Origin of the sequence: Campylobacter showae (assembly GCF_900699785.1) — a bacterium.
GTDB lineage: Bacteria > Campylobacterota > Campylobacteria > Campylobacterales > Campylobacteraceae > Campylobacter_A > Campylobacter_A showae_D.
Window position 1 is genome coordinate 459025 of record NZ_LR535679.1, and the last position, 16362, is coordinate 475386.

A 16362-nucleotide genomic window follows, 5' to 3' on the forward strand; every position below is an offset into this window, starting at 1 on the left:
AAATTTATTAATGTCCGTATGCGTCGTCAAGCGACACGAAGTCGATGATCTTGTAGCGATCTCTTAGTCGTTCTTTTATCTCGTTCACGTTCAAATTTTCGCCAAGCTCGATCGTCAGCTCGAAAAAGTCCGCCGTCGCCTCTCTGGTCTCGGTAAGGCTGATGGTTACGAGATCTACTTGCATTTTCGCCATATACGTCAAAAACTCGGCTAGAGACCCACGCCTGTTTTCAAGGCTTAGGATGATCTTAAATCTATGCGGAGCGACCCGCGTCCATTTGACGAAAATCATCTCGTTTTTTTCTTCGGCTAGCTTCATAAAACGCTCGCAAAGCTTGTGGTGTACGGTGACGTGGTGATAGTTTCTAAATCCCACGATATCGTCTCCGCGCTTTGGGTTGCAGCAATAATCAAACTCGATGCTATTTATTTTGTGGTTCGAGTAGATCACGATATTTTCAAATTTTTGCTTTTTGACGTTATATTTATCCGTCATCGCGATAGCAAACGGACGGTCTCTTTTTACGTATTTTTTTAGCGCGTTTACCACGTCTTGCAGATACACCGAGTCAAACGCAGCTCTAAAAATTTTCTTGGTCAAATTTTCAGTCTCTAGCCACTGCTCGATAGTTTGAGAAGGCACGGCAAAAATGCCGCTTAAAATTTCGATCGCGACCATATTGTTGATATCTCTTATCTTTTGCTTGCAGTACGATCGGATCGTGGCTCTAGCCTTGCCCGTTTTTACGCTGCCTAGCCACGAACAGCGGTATTTTGGCTCATCGCCGGTCACGATACTCACGATATCGCCGTTTTTTAGCTCCGTTAGTAGCGGTACTCGCACGCGGTTTACGTAGGCTTCTTTGGCGTGCAAGCCTACGTGCGTGTGTATCTCGTAAGCGTAATCAAGCGCCGTAGCGCCGCGCGGAAGCGTGAATATGTCGCCCTTTGGCGAATAAACCGCGACATCCTCTACATAAAGGCTATCTTTTGCGTATTCGTAGAGTTCCTCAGGGTTTTCGCTCGCTTCCTCCATGCCGTTTTCTATGCCGCTGATATCGCTTAGCCAGTCTAGTTTCGGGTTTAAAAAGCCGCCCGTTTTATATTTCCAGTGCGCTGCAACGCCGTATTCTGCGGTCTTGTGCATGTCAAAGGTGCGAATTTGAACCTCAAAGATGCTTTTGTTATCAAATATCGTCGTGTGTATGGTTTGGTAACCGTTTTGCTTCGGAAGCGCGACGTAGTCTTTGAAGCGCGAGATTAGAGGATTAAAATTTATATGTAAATTTCCAAGCACCAGATAGCAATCCTGCGGCTCTTTAACCAGCACGCGTGCGGCTAACAGATCCAGCACCTCCTCGATCGAGATGCCTTTTCTCTGCATTTTTAAGTAGATCGAGTAGTGGTGCTTGATGCGCTTTTGTATCTCAAAGTCGTTTTCGCTAAAACCGTTTTTAAGTAAAATTTGAAAAATTTTATCGGTAAACGCGTTTAGCTTTAACACAAGCTGCTGTTTGTGCTCGGTTAAGTAGTCGTCGATTTTTTTGTACTCTTCGGGCAAAGCATACTTAAAGCTAAGATCCTCAAGTACGTTTTTTATCGACGAAATACCCAGTCTATGCGCGATCGGAGCGTAAACCATCAGCGTCTCTTCAGCGATTCGCTTTTGCTTTTCGGGGCGCAAAGCTTGTAGCGTTAGCATATTGTGCAGTCTATCGCAGAGCTTTACCACGAGCACTCTCACGTCCTCGATAGATATTAGCAGCATCTTGCGAAAGGTCATCGCAGACGCCGCCAGACGCTCGTTTGACTCCGAGCTTGCAAGCTTATCCTCTCTGATGGCTACGATTTTAGTTAATCCCTCGACTAGCTTTGCGACCTCTTCGCCAAAGTCCTCACGCACGCTCTCGATCGACCTATCCGTATCCTCGACCACGTCGTGCAGCAAGGCGGCGATAATCATATCCTCGTCCCCGCCCATGTGTGCCACGATGCAGGCCACTAAGATAGGGTGTATCGCGTACGGTTCGCCGCTTTTTCTAAACTGACCAGCGTGCGAGATGACGCAGCATTCGATCGCGCGCTCTAAATTCGGCGTCAAATTTATGAGTACGCTAAGAAGTTGCCTCGCCTGCGCGACGTCCTTGCAAGCGGTTATATCGTCGATTAATTGTTCTAGTAAAAACCCGCTATTTAGCTGCTTCAACTATGCCCTCTAAAGCTATTTTGCCCTCGGCTATCTCGCGTAGGGCGATATCGGCAAATTTCATCTTGCTAACGTCGATATCAAGCAGGCTTTTTGCTCCACCGGCTAGCGCCTCGGCTCTTTTGGCTACGACTAGAGCGAGCTTATATCTATCGTCTCCGACTAGTTTTAGAGCCTTTGCCGCTACTTCTTCAGATCTCATTTATTCTCCTTAAATTTAATTTTTCACGATAGAGCAAAACGCACTCTCGTCGCCTTGTATGATTTTGAGCAGGTTTCCGTCTTTAAACATATTACACACCAAAATCGGTAGCGAATTATCCTTAGCTAGCGCAATTGCCGTATCGTCCATCACTTTGATATCGTCACTCATAGCAAGCTCGTAGTTTAGCTCTTTCAGCAACGTCGCATTTTCAAATTTATGCGGGTCTTTGTCATAAACGCCGTCTACTTTAGTGGCCTTAATAATCATATCCGAACCGATCTCGATAGCGCGCAAAGTCGCCGCCGTATCGGTGGTGAAAAATGGATTACCAGTACCTGCGGCAAATATCACGACGCGGCCTTTTTCAAGGTGTCTGTTTGCGCGCCCGACGATGAAAGTCTCACAGATAGCCTCCATCTTTATCGCGCTTTGTACGCGCACGTCCAGGCCTACGCTCTCTAGCGCTTCTCTCATCGCGATAGAGTTTATCACGGTAGCTAGCATGCCCATGTGATCGCCGCTAGTGCGCTTTATGATGCCGTCTCTAGCCGCGCTAACGCCGCGTATGATATTGCCTCCGCCGATGACGATACCCACTTGGATGCCGTTTTCGACTAGCTCTTTGATCTGTTTTGCGATAAATTTAAGCACCGCGTTATCTATGCCAAAGCCGCTGTCGCCGGCTAGCGCCTCGCCTGAAAATTTAACCAAAATTCGCTTTTTTCGCTCCATTTTTCATCTCCTTAAATTTTCGGATTTTAGCTAAATTTGCTTTAAATTTTGCTAATCTCGGCGCGCGAGTGCTATTTTAGGCTGATTAGCTCGAGGGGGTCTATGTGGTAGTTTTTCTGCGTTACTTCAAAGGTTAGATCTCGCTGCACGCGCCCGATGACGTAGCCTTTTTGTACCTTTGCGCCCACTTTTACCGTAGGAGCGATCTGGCTAAGGTGCGCGTAGATCGTGTGGATGCCGTTTGGATTTTCGATGATGACGACCTTATCTAGCATCGCAGTTTCTTTGGCAAAGACCACTTTGCCGTTAAATACGCTTTTTACCTTTGCGTCGGCCGAATTTGCGCTTAGCACGACCGATTCGTTAAAAATTTTGATGTTATAGATGGGGTCTACGTAGTTGCCGAATTTTTGCTTGACCGTAAAACCGTCAAGCGGCGCGATCGTCTTTTCGCCGCTATATTTTTTTACGAGGCTAGTTTGATAGCTCGAGCCAAACTGCTTGACGTCGCCATCAGACGCGCTCGCGGTAGCCTCGCCCTTTTTATCTTTCTTATTTTTTTGAGCTTTAGCTTCGGCTGCTTTTTGCGCGGCTAGGGCTTTTTTAGCCTCCTCACTCTCCCTTTTTGCTACGATTTTTAGCTCTTCTAGCGTCTTTCTGATCTCGTCTTGTTGGGCTTGTAGGCGCGAGAGTTGCTTTTGATAAATTTCCTTATCCCGCTTTAAATTCGCCAGCGTTTTCATCTGCTTATCCTGCAGAGAAACGAGCTCGGCTTGCTTAAATTTAAAGGTTTTTAAATTCGACTTTATCCCGTCGATCTTATCGTTTTGGGTTTTTATCAAATTTTGCGTACTTTCGTACTGCTTGGCTAGCTCGTTAAAATCATCTTTTAGTACCGAATTTAGCTTGCTTAAAATCTCGGTCGCGATGATGCTATCCACGCCCTCCTCGTACTCTTTTGGCATTATGAGATCGAAAGAAAACTCGTCCGAGATGATACGTACGATGCTTTTTTGTATGTCTTTTTGGCTTTGCGTGAGGTCTTTGTTTTGCTTTACCAGCTCGTCAAGCTCGCCGCTAGCGCTTTTGGCGCTATTTTCTAACTGAGCTATTTGCATTATGAGCTCTTTCATCTTATCGTCGGTTTGCTTGACGCTTTTTTCGCCGCCGAGTATGTCGCCGGCTAGGTCGTCGAGCTTTTTATTTAGCTGCTTTTCAAGCTCTTTTGAGGACTCGAGATAGGTCGTTTGATTTTTTATCTTCTCGCCCGTGCTTGCATTTAAGCAAAGCGCGGCAGCCAGCAAAAAGCAAATTTTCCTCATATCGCCCTTGCTTTTCTCATCACGAGATAAACGGCAAAAAAGCTAATCGCAAGCGAAACGCCCAGCAGTACACCGCCCTCGTAAAACAGATCTATCGCGGGCAAATTTATATTTAGGTCGGTAGCTACTTCTTTAACCGGCTGCAAATCCGGCAAAATAATATAAAAAACCGCCACCAAAACGGTCGCGATAAAAGAATCAAACAGCGCGGTTTTGTATAAAGCGCCCGATTTTAGCCACGACGGAGCGCCAAGAAGCGTCATTATCTCGATACGCTCTTTGTGCTCATAGAGCCAAATTCGCATCTGCTTTGCGATAAGCATGAGCCCGATTAGGCCGATTAGGCCCGAAAATATCGCGGATATATTTTTAATCAGCTGCATGATTTTATAAATTTTATCGTGCGTTTTTGAAAAGGTCTCAACCCTACTCACGCCGTTAATCTTTGAAATTTTATCCTTGATTTCTTCCATATATTTCGTGCTTGGAAAGGCGTTTAGCTTTAGCGAGTAAAATTTAGGCAACGCGTTTTGCAAAACGGCGATATTTTTAGACGATATGTCCTTAGCAAGCCTCTCTAGCACGGGCTTTGAGCTAAGCGGTTCAAGCGACTCGAAGGTATAAATAAGCGGCTTTACGTCGGTAGCATTTAGCTCGTTTTGACTTACGATGATGATGCTATAGTCTTTGTTCATCACGGACTCGTACTCATCCACCACTCGCCCGACTAGCAATATAAACTGAATGCCCACGAGCAGCGCCACTAGCGGGATTATCGCGCTTAGATGGGTTTTAAAGGATTTCATGTACATGTCCGTCTTCTATAACAAAATGTCTGTAAGGCACTCTTAGAGAGCTTGGCACTTTGTGCGTGACGACCACGATGCAGGTACCCAAAAACTCCTTGGCCGAGCGCAAAAGCCCCCAGATAACGTCGCTTGAATATTCATCGAGGCTACCCGTAGGCTCGTCGCAAAGCAGCAAATTTGGATTATGCGCCAGAGCTCTAGCCATCGCAGCTCGCTGCTGTTCGCCACCGCTTAGCTCGTTTGGATACTTGTGCGCTCTGTGGAGCAAATTTACGTGCTTTAAGAGCTTAGTCGCCTGATTTTTACAAACATTTGCGCTAAGGCCTTTTATCATTAGCGGCAGCATAACGTTTTTTTCGATATTCCACTCGCTTATCAGACGGTAGTTTTGAAAAACCACGCCTATGCGCTGTCTTAGTTTATCTAGATTTTGCCCGCCAAGATTCATCATATCGGTTAGGCAAACGTTTAGCGAGCCCGCGCTTGGCTTTATCTCGCCGTAAAAAGATTTTAAAAGCGTCGATTTGCCGCTACCGCTTTGCCCCGTGATAAAAACGAAATCATTAGCGTAAATGTCGAATTTCGCGTCCGTTATGAGCTTTTCGCAGCCCTCGTATCCTAGACAAAGCCCGCTTGCGCTAATTATTTTTTGCATCCGCCAAATACTCCTTCAACGCAAGATGCGCCTTTAAATTTTCAGCCGTAACGAGCGGCTTTTTTATAAAATATTCCGCACCTTTTTCGCCAAGCAAAACATAGCAATGCTCGGGCGCGTTAAATGCGCCAAACGCCGCGCGAATTAAAATTTCGCCGCCTTCTTTTTCGTATTTTTCCTCTAAATGCAAGAAAAAATCATCCTCTTTTATCGTTTGGTTGCTAAATTTAGCCGAGATTTTGCTCGTGTCGTAGCCGTTTTCAAATTTTAGCTCGCCCTGATCTGCTCTAGGCTCGCTTTGCTTTTCGCAGGTAAAGATAACGTCGTAAATATCTTTTTGATGCCTTTTCCAGCGGTCTTCGTACTTGCTGCTTACTTTTAGGTCGCGGTTTTTATAAATTTGCACGTCGGCGTCGCTTAGATCTAAAATTTGCGCCAAAGTAAAGTCCGCATACTCGCGGCTATCGGTTCGCAGCTCAAATTTGCCGCCCACTTTTAGCGTTCGCTCGCACTCCAGGGCAAATTTAGCCGATGCCACGCGCCTATGAGGAGCGTCGTCCCAAGGCACGGGAAAATGCAAAAAAATCTTATCTATAAAATTTGACTCCACAAGCGATAAAAGTAGCCTCGCGTCGCAGTTTACGAGCATGACGTTGTTTAGATTTTTAGCTTTTGTCAGCTTTGCGACCTGCTCGAGCGAGGGTTTGTAGACCTCGATACCGACGACTAGGGTATTTGGATTATTTTCCGCCTGAAATAGCAAGTGCCTGCCAGAACCAAATCCGATCTCGATAAATTTGCTCTGAAATTCGCTCTGATTTAAATTTTCAAGCAGCTCGCCCACGCTAAAGATCGCCGAGTCTTTTTGCGTGAGGCGCGTGTTTTTTACCGCGATGGCTTCGCTTAAAATTTGATCGCAGTAAAGCTCTTTAAATTTAATCAAAGCATTTTGCAAAAGCCCTATTTTGGCAGGCTTCGTTAGCTTTTCGCCCTTTACGACCCAGTCGTTTTCACGCTTTTTTAGCGTGATAAAAAACTCCTCGCTAGAGCTTTTTGTATAAACGAGGCTTACGCCCTGCCTGCCGCGAGCCTCCCACAAAAAGCTTATCTCGCCGCAATCTTTTGGCGTAAAATTTACGTTTTTAGCTATAAAATTGGGCATTATTCGACGGCTATCTCGGCTTTTTGAGAAGCGTCGGAGCTTATGCCGTATTCATCTACGGCGATCACTTTATAGCTGTATTTTAGCCCGTATGTTACGCTATTATCGACAAATTCGTTGCCCGTTATATTTGTAAATTTTTGCTCGCTTCCGCCGCCGTCTCTTATAACGGTAAAGCTTCTAGCCTTATCAGAGGCGTTCCACGTGAGCTTAACCGCCGTGCTGTCAGCCACGATAGATGATACGACCGGCGCGTCGATAGCTCCTAGCGTCATGCCGATTATAGGCTCGCTAGGCTTTTTAGACTCTAGGCCGTCTTTATCGACGATGGTGATTTTATAGTATCTAGTCGCGCCGTTTTCGTTTATGAGATCCTCGTAGCTATTAGACGTGGTTTTGACGAGGTAGGTGTACGGCATAAATTTACTTGACGCGCTATAAATTTTATAGTAGCCAAAGTCGTCGCTAGCCACGCTGTCCCACGTCAAAATAATCTTTTTAGGCACGTTTTGAGTAGCCTGCGCATTTACGACCTCGCTTGGTAGCTGCTTCGTCGTAGAGTCCACGATCTCGCTAGGTTTTGAGATCGTACCGCTAGTCGTTTTTACGAAAACTCTATACTTGTAGCTTCTACCCGACTTCACATCGTCATCGATATACTCGGCATTTAGTCTGCCTTTTACCTCGGCTATTTGTCTCCAGTTTTCTTTATTTATATCGGCCTTTTCGACGACGTAAGATGCCACGCGAAGGTCCGGATGCGGTCTCCAGATGAGCTTCACGCGCTCAGGTAAATTCGTAAGCGCTCTAACGAAAGGTACGGAGTCCATAAGAGGCTTGGTTGTGGTACTAACGATCATGCCCGGGCCCGAGATTTGCTTGCTTTCGTTATACGTTCTCATTTCGTACGAGTAGGTCGTCTCGGGAGCTAAATTTGCATCCACGTAGTGGCTGGCAAAGCGGTCTTTTATGTCGGCTACGAACTTCATTTTGCCGTTATTTTCGTTTGGATTTGAGCGGTATAGATAGTAGCCTGCGACGTTTGAGGTCGGAGTCGGCGTCCACTCAAAGCCCACTTCGGTCATATCGCTGATGGTTTTTAGGCTCTGGACGGTCGGCAAATTCGGATTTACTTGCGCAGGCCCGCTAGAGGATACGCATCCACTCATCACAATGGCCAAAGAGCTCGCTAAGCCCCACAAAATCAATCTTTTCATCTATATTCTCCTTGCTAAATTTGCTAAGTAAAATTTCACTAAAATCATCCCAGACAGGCGCTACGAAGCTCATTTGCCCGCCCGTGCGCGGATGCGTGAAATACAGCCCGTAGGCGTGAAGCATTACTCGGCCGATTTTATCCTTTTCGCTCTTAAAACCGTATAAAGCATCGCCCAAAATATGGCGGTTTAGGCTAGCTAGATGCACTCTTATCTGATGAGTTCTACCCGTAAAAAGCTTTGCCGCGATCAAATTTACACCCGCGTTTTTGCTCTGCACGGGGCCGTCAAATTCGCTAAAAAGCAAATTCGCAAAGGCGCTTTTTGCCACGCGGCCGTCCGAGACGATCGCCTTTTTTAGGCGGTTAGCGGGATTTCGTCCGATAGCTCGTTCGACGATGCAGTTTTGCTTGAGCGGCAAATCCGTTAGCGCTAGATAAATCCGCCCCATGCTTTTGTCGCTTAACTGGCTTGAAAGCGCAGCGTGAGCGGCGTTATTTTTAGCCACGACGATAGCTCCGCTAGTGCCCTTATCTAGCCTGTGAACGATACCCGCCCTACTTTGTCCGCTTAAATTTGATAGCAAAAACCCCTTCGCACCGAGCCAATCCACAAGCGTGGGTTCCTTGACGCTAGGAGCGGGGTGGACGACCAAATTTGCCGGTTTATTTAGCACGAGCAAATCCTCGTCCTCATAAATGATCGGCACTTCGAATTCCGCTTCAAATTTAGTCGTATCAGGGTCGCTTTGCTCAAATTTGATCCTCAAAACGTCGCCCAAATTTAGCTTCGCCGAGGGCTTAGTTAGCAGCTTGCCGTTTAGACTAACCAGCCCGCTTTTTATCAAATTTAGCGCTTGGTTTCTAGCGACGTTTAGCTCGGTAGCCAAAAATGCGTCCGCCCTAGCCTGCGCATCCTCTAAAATTTTGATTTCTTTTTCCGTCATTTTTGGATTTGTTTCCTTTAAAATGCTATAATCGCTCAAAAAAGGCAAATTTTTGATAAGACTCGATAGGCGAATTTTAACCCATTTTGACTTCGTTCAGCCGTTTTTGATACTTCCTATTATTATTTTATCATACATTTTGGTTTCTGAGGCAAATTCTATCCTAGCCGGCAAGCAGCTTGTATATTTCGGCGTCGGTCTAGCTGCGTTTTTATTTTTCTTTTTGCTCCCGATTCGCAAGATTGCCTGGCTCATACCTCTATTTTACTGGATTTGCATCGTTTTGCTTATTAGCGTAGATTTGTTTGGCACTAGCAAACTAGGCGCAAAAAGATGGCTCGAGTTTCCCTTTATCCACTTTACGCTTCAGCCCTCAGAGATCATGAAGCCGGCGCTTCTTTTGATGCTAGGCTATCTCATCAAACAGCGCCCGCCGGAGGAATACGGCTACGGTCTCAAGGACTTTTTACGCCTTAGCTTTTATATCCTTTTGCCTTTCGTGCTGATTTTAAAAGAGCCCGATCTTGGCACCGCTTTAATACTGCTCATCGTGGGCTACGCCGTACTTTTTATCATCGGTGTAAATAAAAAAATTTGGGTCGCGATATTTGCGGGGATTTTGCTCTCGGCACCCGTGATTTATGAAAATTTGCACGATTATCAAAAAAAGCGCATTACCGATTTTTTAAGCGAAGAGTCCAACTACCACGTGCGCCAAAGCATCATCGCTATCGGCAGCGGCGGCCTAAAAGGCAAACCAAAAGACGAGGCGACGCAGACACATTTTAAATTTTTACCGATTTCGACTAGCGATTTTATTTTCGCATACACGATCGAGCGATATGGATTTTACGGCGGGCTTGCGCTACTTAGCTTTTACGGCGCGCTGATAGCTCATCTGCTCAGCCTAAACTACGGGCTAAAGGATGATTATTTTACTCAGACGATGGCGTCGGGGATCGGAGTGCTTATTTTTATTTACGTGAGTATAAATATCATGATGACGATCGGTTTTGCGCCTGTGGTGGGCATTCCGCTGCCGTTTTACAGTTACGGCGGCAGTAGCTTCGTTACTTTTATGTGCCTTTTTGGGATTTTACAAAATTTGCTCGCGTTTAGGTTTGATTCGACATATAAATTAGTACAATTTAAATTTTAGGTATTCAAATTGTACCAAATAATAATCACCCCTTAAGCTTGCTTGTGTTAGTATCGGCAAAATTTAGTACGGGAAAAAGATGCAAGATTACTCTATTTTAGATGTTTTATCTAACAAAAAAGTCCTTTGTTTAGAGGATGAGCCTTATATATTAAAAAATATGATCGACTCCCTTGAGCTATTTTTTGCCGAAGTAAAAGGCGTAAGCGACGGCATCGAAGCGCTAGACGAGGCTATGAGCGGCTCATACGACGCGCTTGTCCTAGATGTCAGCGTCCCGCACATGGACGGTTTAGAGGTAGCTAAAAAGATCCGCTGTGCAAACCGCAAAATCCCTATCGTCATCATCTCAAGCCACACTGAGCAAGAGTATCTGTGGCGCGCGGTCGAGCTAAAGATCACGAGATATCTCTCAAAGCCCTACGATAAAGATACGTTTATAAAAGCGCTAGAAGACGTTGCGATGGAGCTCATCGACCATACGCCGATGTTTAGTATCAACGACGAGCTCAAATATGATTTTAGTAAAAAAATCATATATATAAAGGAAGAGGCCTGTCGCCTCTCCAAAAGCGAGAGCAAGCTTTTGGAGTATTTTTTAAACAACAAAAACCAAACTATCACTTACGAACAGCTATTTGATTACATGTGGGAATTTGAACAACCGACCAAAGAAGCCATCAAAACCATCGTAAAGGATCTGCGCCGCAAGATCGGCAAAGACACAATCAAAAATTTATACGGCGTAGGATATCTATGTGAAGTCCAAATTTAAGTTTATCGTCCTGCTACTCGTCGTTTTGTACGGCGCCATTACCGTTTTGGTTTTTAACTTTTACCGCGATCTTGCGCTAAAGGACGCCAGACAGGAGGCATTTTACGTACTTGATGCGATGAACGGCATACGCGACTACATCTCTACCGTCCAGCGCCCGCTCATAGATGAGTTAAAAGATCACGGCGCGATTGACAAAGACCTTTTTGATCCAAGGCTAATGTCCTCATCCTATATAACTCGTCAAATTTACAAAATCCAGCTCGCCAAAAAAAACATAAACTACGACTATAGACTAACGGCGACGAACCCACTAAACCCCGAGCACGAAGGCACGGAATTCGAAAATGAAATTTTAGAAGGATTTAAAGAGGGTAAATACGAGGTCTACTCCGACATAATCAAAGATCAAAACGCCTCGTACTTTTTCGTCGGCCTTCCGGTCAAAAACTCCCACCCGTCTTGCGTCGAGTGCCACAACATAAACAGCGCGCCTAAAAAAATGCTCGAACAATACGGAAATTTGAACAATTTCGAGGGCAAAGTCGGCGACACGATAGCGATGGTGAGCTTTAAAATCCCGGTAAAAAGCATTTTGCTTTATCATAAACAGGAATTTATCGTTAGCGGCGTGGCGATCACGGCGATATTCGGGGCGTTTTTATTTTTCGTTTATAAAATCCACAAAAGCAACGAAAAAACCAAGTTGCAAAACGAGCTTTTGATGATAAATCAAAGCCGCCTGGCCTCGATGGGTGAAATGATCGGCAACATCTCGCACCAGTGGCGCCAGCCTCTAGCGCAGATCAGCTCGACTCTGGTAAATTTGGAGCTTTACTCCGAGCGAGGCAAGCTAAGCGAGCAGAGGCTAAAAGAGGCCATCGAGGAGGCGAACGAGCAGGTCAAATTTATGTCAGGCACTATCGAGGATTTTAAAAATTTCTTTAATCCAAATATGCCAAAGAGCGAATTTGAGGTAAAACAGGCCATAGAACAGGCTTGTAAAATTTTAAACGCGACGCTCAAAAGGCACGTCATCGACGTAAAAGTCGAAATAAAAGAAAATTTTACCCTTTACGGAAATATAAACGAGCTCATTCAAATTTTAATCAACGTCATGAATAACGCTAAAGAAGCATTTTTAAACGCGCCGCAAGATCGAACGCAAACAAACCGAATGCAAATTTTAATAACAGCCCTTTTGCAAAACGGTGAGCGAGCAATAACGCTCGAAAATAACGCCGGTAATATAAATAAAGCGGTGATAAATAAAATTTTCAAGCCGCATTTTACTACGAAAAAGTCAGGCAGCGGGCTTGGGCTATATATGAGTAAGGTGATAGCCGAAAAAAATAACGCCCGAATTTACGCACAAAATATAAATAATGGCGTAGTATTTACTATTAAATTTAAAAATTCATAATTTATTAAATTTCCCCTTTTTTCGCCCCCTTTTTACGATAGCATTATCAGTATGAAATCTTTTTGATTTTAGATCCAAAATTTATAAGGAGGGCGCAATGAGGAATTTAAGTAAAACCTTATTAGGTTTGCTTATGGGCGTTAGCGTCTTCGCATCGCAAGCCTGTTGCGAAGAACACAACATGCAGATGTCTCAACAAGCGCGAGACGTCATAGCAAACCCAAAAGGCACGCTTCAAACTAGAGGCATAATATCCTTGCAAGACTACATCGTAGAAGAGCAAGAGATGTATGAGTGGCTGTTTAAAAACCACCCTATTTTCACAAAATACGGCGGTAAAACAGTCGGTAAACTGGACGTTCACGACCGTGGACTTGAGTGGCTTGCCGAAGGTCACGGCTTTGACATGTCAAAAGCCAGTAAAAGAGACGGCGGTAAAGGCTACAGCTCTATGATGTATAGGATACCTGCGGGTTCGTCTTTGCAGTTTCCTAACAAATTCGTAGGATCCGAAAAGTGCGGCGAGTGCCACCCTGCACAGTACGAAGTATGGAGCAGATCACGCCACGCTACTACTATCCGCTTCCCTGGCGAGCACCCGGAGGTTAACAACAACCTAACTGATCCGGTATTTAGCCCAGATACTGCGTCTATCTTGCCTCAAGGCATTACTCCGGACGTTATTTACGCCACCGTTGGACACCTAAGAACTAAATTTGGCTACGTAGACGCGTGGTTGCTGCGAGGAACTTACCACGTAGAGGGCGGTTTGCTACGAGACGGCACCGGTCAGATCGTAGCAGGCGGTAACCAGTTCCAAAGAACTTGGGCGTTAAATTTAACTCCTGAAACAGTTAAGAAAATCAAAGATTTCGTTCCTGATTTCCCAGAAACTCTAGCTGATTACGGCGATAATGGCGGATACGTCAGAGGTCTAGCCTCATACGCCGCTAAATACAAAAAGTCAATGTTCTTCCAAGCAAACGGCTCTTACTGCGAAGTTTGCCACCCGTTCAAATTTGACTTTAAAACTAAGAAAGAGTTCTATGCCGCTCTCGGTAATGCTAAAGAGCTTCAAAAACACACTATCTCTAAAGGCGTAAGCTGTGAGGAGTGTCACGGAGCCGGCGGTCACCTTGACGGAGCTACAAACTTTAGAACTTCAAACTGCGAACGCTGTCACCAAAGATTTAACTATAGCCCAGACCTAGCTCGCGCTAATCCTCTAAACCAAGGCAAGCTTGATCTATCTCTAAGCTCTAAATTTAAATCAATGGGACCAGGATGCGGATCTGAGGGTTCACAATCATACTTTACCGCTCACTACGATAAAGGCATGCGCTGCACCACTTGCCACGATCCACACGATAACACGGGTCCGGTCGTAGGCGACAAGACCATCAAGGGCGTAAACTATAACTCAGAGCAAGGCTACCTAAGTGCGCTTTACACTAAACCCAAAATCAGAAAAGATTGTAAAGATTGCCACAAAGAGCAAGCATATATCGCTTCTAGAGCCGATACGCACAAAGATAACACTTGCGCATCTTGCCACATGCCGTTCATGATGAGCTGCGAGAACTTCTACGCTATCCAGTTCCAAGACAACGCCGGATTCGATACTCAAAGAAGATCTCACATCTGGAAGATCGACGTAGATCCTGCTAGAAAATCTCTAGTTGCAGGCGATGCTGCTAAAGGACCGAGAGACGCTAAAGATTGGCACTTCCAAAGGGATAAAGACGGGCACAACTTCGTTGACCTAATGTGGGCGTGCGCTAGAACGTCTTGGGCCGATAAAGATATGCAAGATACTAAAGGCTGCCACAGCCCTGTTTTATCTGAGCTAAAACCAACGCTTCACTTCAAAAACCAAAAACAGGTTTACGACGAAGTAACGGGATGGCAAACTCCTGTTAAAAACGACTTCTCTCAAGTCAAAATAGGTATCGAGGGACTTTATGCTATCTTAGAAACTAAGAAACTAAGCCCTAGCGATAAGACGAGAGTTTATGAGCTAATCGAAAAAGCGCAAGACACGATAGACTTGCTACAAAAAGACGGCTCATGGGGTATGCACGGCTTTAAATACACAAAACAAAGACTTGATGCTTCTAAAGAGTACATCAAAGAAGCCCAAAGAATCATAAACAACAATTTATGATGCGATTACGGACGCCGCAAAAGCGCGGCGTCCAAATTTAATAAGGTAAAATTTATGCGTTTTAAATTTAGCAAAAACCCGCTTTTAGCTCTTTGCCTAACGGCCGGCTACGTTTTATGCGCTAGCGCGGCGGATAAAGAGGCGATGACACAAGAGCAAAAAGAATCATACAGTATCGGAATTTCAACCGGAACCTATATCTCCGCACAACTAAAAAAACAAGAAAGCCTAGGCGTTAAATTTGACGGCAAGGCTCTTTTAGACGGCTTTACCGACGCCTTTAAAAAAGAACAAAAACTAACCGACGAAGAGATCATCTCTCTACTAAACCAAAGAGACGAAAAACTAAATAAGCTAACCCAAGACGCGCTAAAAAAAGCGCTTGAAAAAAATTTAAAAGAGGGCGAAGAATTTATGGCGAAAAACGCCAAAAATAAAAAGGTCAAAACGACTAAATCAGGGCTTCAGTACGAAGTCATGGCCGTCGGCGACGGCGATAAGCCAAGACCCGAGAGCGTCGTGGCGCTAAACTACAAAGCCTACCTCATAAACGGCAAAGTTTTTGACGATACGTACTCTAGAAACGAGCCTGCGATCCTTTCTATGGTAAATTTAATAGACGGCCTACAAGAGGGCCTCATGATGATGAACGGTAACTCAAAATATAAATTCGTAATCCCGTCTCGCCTGGCTTACGGAGACGAGGGTGCAGACGAGATACCGGGCGGCTCGACGCTGATTTTTGAAGTCGAGCTAGTAAAGGCTCTAAAGCCTAGCGAACTAGCCGGCGCAGCCAAAAAACTAAGCGAAACTCAGCCGCGAAATTTCCATGGCGCGCATAGCCACGGAAGTAGCGTTGGTAGATAAATTTAGGATATTTAATCCATACGGATGGAGAAGAATATGAAAGAGCAAAATACAAGAAGGACGTTTTTTAAGTTCCTTGCTTCGGGCGCGGCGGTTGCGGGTGCGACTAGCGTACTGGGCAAGAGTATAAATTTAGACGCCCAAACGGAAAACGGCAAAAAGCCGCACTACGGCATGATCTTCGATCAGAACAAATGCGTCGGCTGTACCGATTGCGAGGTCGCCTGTCAAAAGGTAAATTTGGTCCCAAAAGGCCAAATGAGGCTTTTTATCCAGGATAAAACAGATCCGCTAAATTTGAAAGAAAAGCGCTACGTCAGGGTTTCCTGCCAGCAGTGCGAGGATGCGCCGTGCGTGACCGTATGTCCGACAAAAGCCTGTCACAAGGATGAAAAAACCGGCGTCACGACGATGAACACCGATGATTGCATCGCCTGTAAATACTGCATCGTAGCCTGTCCTTACGACGTGCGCTTCATAAACCACGAAACAAGAGCCGCAGAGAGTTGCAACTTCTGCTTGGATACGAATTTAAAAGACGGCCGCGAGCCAGCCTGCATCGAGGCGTGCAGATACGAGGCGATCGTGTTCGGCGATCTAAACGACGAAGAGTCGCACATCAGCCAGCTACTTCGCGTAAAAGACAGCCTGCGCATGCATCCTGAGTGCGGCACGAAGCCGAGCCTGCGCTATATTCCTGCGGTAAAACTAGGAGTGTGA

15 protein-coding genes are annotated in these 16362 nt (G+C 45.4%); 6 read left to right on the forward strand and 9 right to left on the reverse strand.

All coding sequences use genetic code 11. The features are described 5' to 3' along the window. Positions 1-7: 7 nt before the first annotated feature. The 9 genes from E4V70_RS02265 to E4V70_RS02305 form a co-directional block, all read right to left on the reverse strand. The gene (locus E4V70_RS02265) at positions 8-2206 is read right to left on the reverse strand and encodes a RelA/SpoT family protein (RefSeq protein WP_122862068.1); all 2199 of its coding nucleotides are present in this window, start codon (positions 2204-2206) and stop codon (positions 8-10) included. Further along, positions 2190-2408, reverse strand: coding sequence for a DNA-directed RNA polymerase subunit omega (locus E4V70_RS02270; RefSeq protein ID WP_122862067.1), 219 nt, complete (start codon positions 2406-2408; stop codon positions 2190-2192). Before E4V70_RS02270 ends, E4V70_RS02265 begins: the two co-directional genes overlap by 17 nt. A 15-nt stretch (positions 2409-2423) precedes the next feature. After that, entirely contained in the window at positions 2424-3143 is a 720-nt protein-coding gene (gene pyrH / locus E4V70_RS02275) for a UMP kinase (protein ID WP_122862066.1), read from the reverse strand. A gap of 71 nt (positions 3144-3214) precedes the next feature. Beyond that, on the reverse strand, positions 3215-4465 hold the full coding sequence (locus tag E4V70_RS02280) for a murein hydrolase activator EnvC family protein (RefSeq protein ID WP_122862065.1): 1251 nt from the start codon (positions 4463-4465) through the stop codon (positions 3215-3217). Beyond that, a complete protein-coding gene (locus E4V70_RS02285) occupies positions 4462-5271 on the reverse strand; it encodes a cell division protein FtsX (RefSeq protein ID WP_122862064.1) in 810 nt (269 codons plus the stop codon). Before E4V70_RS02285 ends, E4V70_RS02280 begins: the two co-directional genes overlap by 4 nt. Continuing rightward, positions 5258-5929 (reverse strand): cell division ATP-binding protein FtsE, encoded by a 672-nt coding sequence (locus E4V70_RS02290; RefSeq protein ID WP_122862063.1) that lies wholly within the window; start codon positions 5927-5929, stop codon positions 5258-5260. The genes E4V70_RS02285 and E4V70_RS02290 overlap by 14 nt, the downstream gene beginning before the upstream one ends. After that, complete coding sequence (trmB, locus tag E4V70_RS02295) at positions 5913-7091, reverse strand: tRNA (guanosine(46)-N7)-methyltransferase TrmB (RefSeq protein WP_122862062.1); 1179 nt, start codon at positions 7089-7091, stop codon at positions 5913-5915. The genes E4V70_RS02290 and trmB overlap by 17 nt, the downstream gene beginning before the upstream one ends. Beyond that, positions 7091-8308 carry a fibronectin type III domain-containing protein gene (locus E4V70_RS02300; protein WP_232037800.1) on the reverse strand — a complete coding sequence of 406 codons (1218 nt, stop codon included), beginning with the start codon at positions 8306-8308 and terminating at the stop codon, positions 7091-7093. Before E4V70_RS02300 ends, trmB begins: the two co-directional genes overlap by 1 nt. Beyond that, positions 8238-9254: an RluA family pseudouridine synthase gene (locus E4V70_RS02305; RefSeq protein WP_122862061.1), complete on the reverse strand. Its 1017-nt coding sequence runs from the start codon at positions 9252-9254 to the stop codon at positions 8238-8240. Before E4V70_RS02305 ends, E4V70_RS02300 begins: the two co-directional genes overlap by 71 nt. 52 nt (positions 9255-9306) lie before the next feature. On the opposite strand from E4V70_RS02305, the gene E4V70_RS02310 reads away from it, so the two are divergent. The 6 genes from E4V70_RS02310 to E4V70_RS02335 all read left to right on the forward strand — a co-directional run bounded on the left by E4V70_RS02310 (position 9307) and on the right by E4V70_RS02335 (position 16362). Continuing rightward, entirely contained in the window at positions 9307-10413 is a 1107-nt protein-coding gene (locus tag E4V70_RS02310) for an FtsW/RodA/SpoVE family cell cycle protein (RefSeq protein WP_122862060.1), read from the forward strand. Positions 10414-10492: 79 nt separating this feature from the next. Beyond that, positions 10493-11188: a response regulator transcription factor gene (locus tag E4V70_RS02315; RefSeq protein ID WP_122862059.1), complete on the forward strand. Its 696-nt coding sequence runs from the start codon at positions 10493-10495 to the stop codon at positions 11186-11188. Continuing rightward, the gene (locus tag E4V70_RS02320) at positions 11172-12611 is read left to right on the forward strand and encodes an ATP-binding protein (protein WP_122862058.1); all 1440 of its coding nucleotides are present in this window, start codon (positions 11172-11174) and stop codon (positions 12609-12611) included. The genes E4V70_RS02315 and E4V70_RS02320 overlap by 17 nt, the downstream gene beginning before the upstream one ends. Positions 12612-12708: 97 nt before the next feature. After that, positions 12709-14775, forward strand: a complete 2067-nt coding sequence (locus tag E4V70_RS02325) for a cytochrome c3 family protein (protein WP_122862057.1) — start codon at positions 12709-12711, stop codon at positions 14773-14775. 54 nt (positions 14776-14829) lie between these two features. Continuing rightward, complete coding sequence (locus E4V70_RS02330) at positions 14830-15642, forward strand: FKBP-type peptidyl-prolyl cis-trans isomerase N-terminal domain-containing protein (RefSeq protein WP_122862056.1); 813 nt, start codon at positions 14830-14832, stop codon at positions 15640-15642. A gap of 36 nt (positions 15643-15678) precedes the next feature. After that, positions 15679-16362, forward strand: coding sequence for a 4Fe-4S dicluster domain-containing protein (locus E4V70_RS02335; RefSeq protein WP_122862055.1), 684 nt, complete (start codon positions 15679-15681; stop codon positions 16360-16362).

What these genes read in the sequence shown, in the direction of transcription:
- E4V70_RS02270 (WP_122862067.1), bottom strand. Translation starts at nt 2,408, where the DNA reads ATGAGATCTGAAGAAGTAGCGGCAAAGGCTCTAAAACTAGTCGGAGAC.
- pyrH (WP_122862066.1), bottom strand. Translation starts at nt 3,143, where the DNA reads ATGGAGCGAAAAAAGCGAATTTTGGTTAAATTTTCAGGCGAGGCGCTA.
- E4V70_RS02280 (WP_122862065.1), bottom strand. Translation starts at nt 4,465, where the DNA reads ATGAGGAAAATTTGCTTTTTGCTGGCTGCCGCGCTTTGCTTAAATGCA.
- E4V70_RS02285 (WP_122862064.1), bottom strand. Translation starts at nt 5,271, where the DNA reads ATGAAATCCTTTAAAACCCATCTAAGCGCGATAATCCCGCTAGTGGCG.
- E4V70_RS02290 (WP_122862063.1), bottom strand. Translation starts at nt 5,929, where the DNA reads ATGCAAAAAATAATTAGCGCAAGCGGGCTTTGTCTAGGATACGAGGGC.
- trmB (WP_122862062.1), bottom strand. Translation starts at nt 7,091, where the DNA reads ATGCCCAATTTTATAGCTAAAAACGTAAATTTTACGCCAAAAGATTGC.
- E4V70_RS02300 (WP_232037800.1), bottom strand. Translation starts at nt 8,308, where the DNA reads ATGAAAAGATTGATTTTGTGGGGCTTAGCGAGCTCTTTGGCCATTGTG.
- E4V70_RS02305 (WP_122862061.1), bottom strand. Translation starts at nt 9,254, where the DNA reads ATGACGGAAAAAGAAATCAAAATTTTAGAGGATGCGCAGGCTAGGGCG.
- E4V70_RS02315 (WP_122862059.1), top strand. Translation starts at nt 10,493, where the DNA reads ATGCAAGATTACTCTATTTTAGATGTTTTATCTAACAAAAAAGTCCTT.
- E4V70_RS02325 (WP_122862057.1), top strand. Translation starts at nt 12,709, where the DNA reads ATGAGGAATTTAAGTAAAACCTTATTAGGTTTGCTTATGGGCGTTAGC.
- E4V70_RS02330 (WP_122862056.1), top strand. Translation starts at nt 14,830, where the DNA reads ATGCGTTTTAAATTTAGCAAAAACCCGCTTTTAGCTCTTTGCCTAACG.
- E4V70_RS02335 (WP_122862055.1), top strand. Translation starts at nt 15,679, where the DNA reads ATGAAAGAGCAAAATACAAGAAGGACGTTTTTTAAGTTCCTTGCTTCG.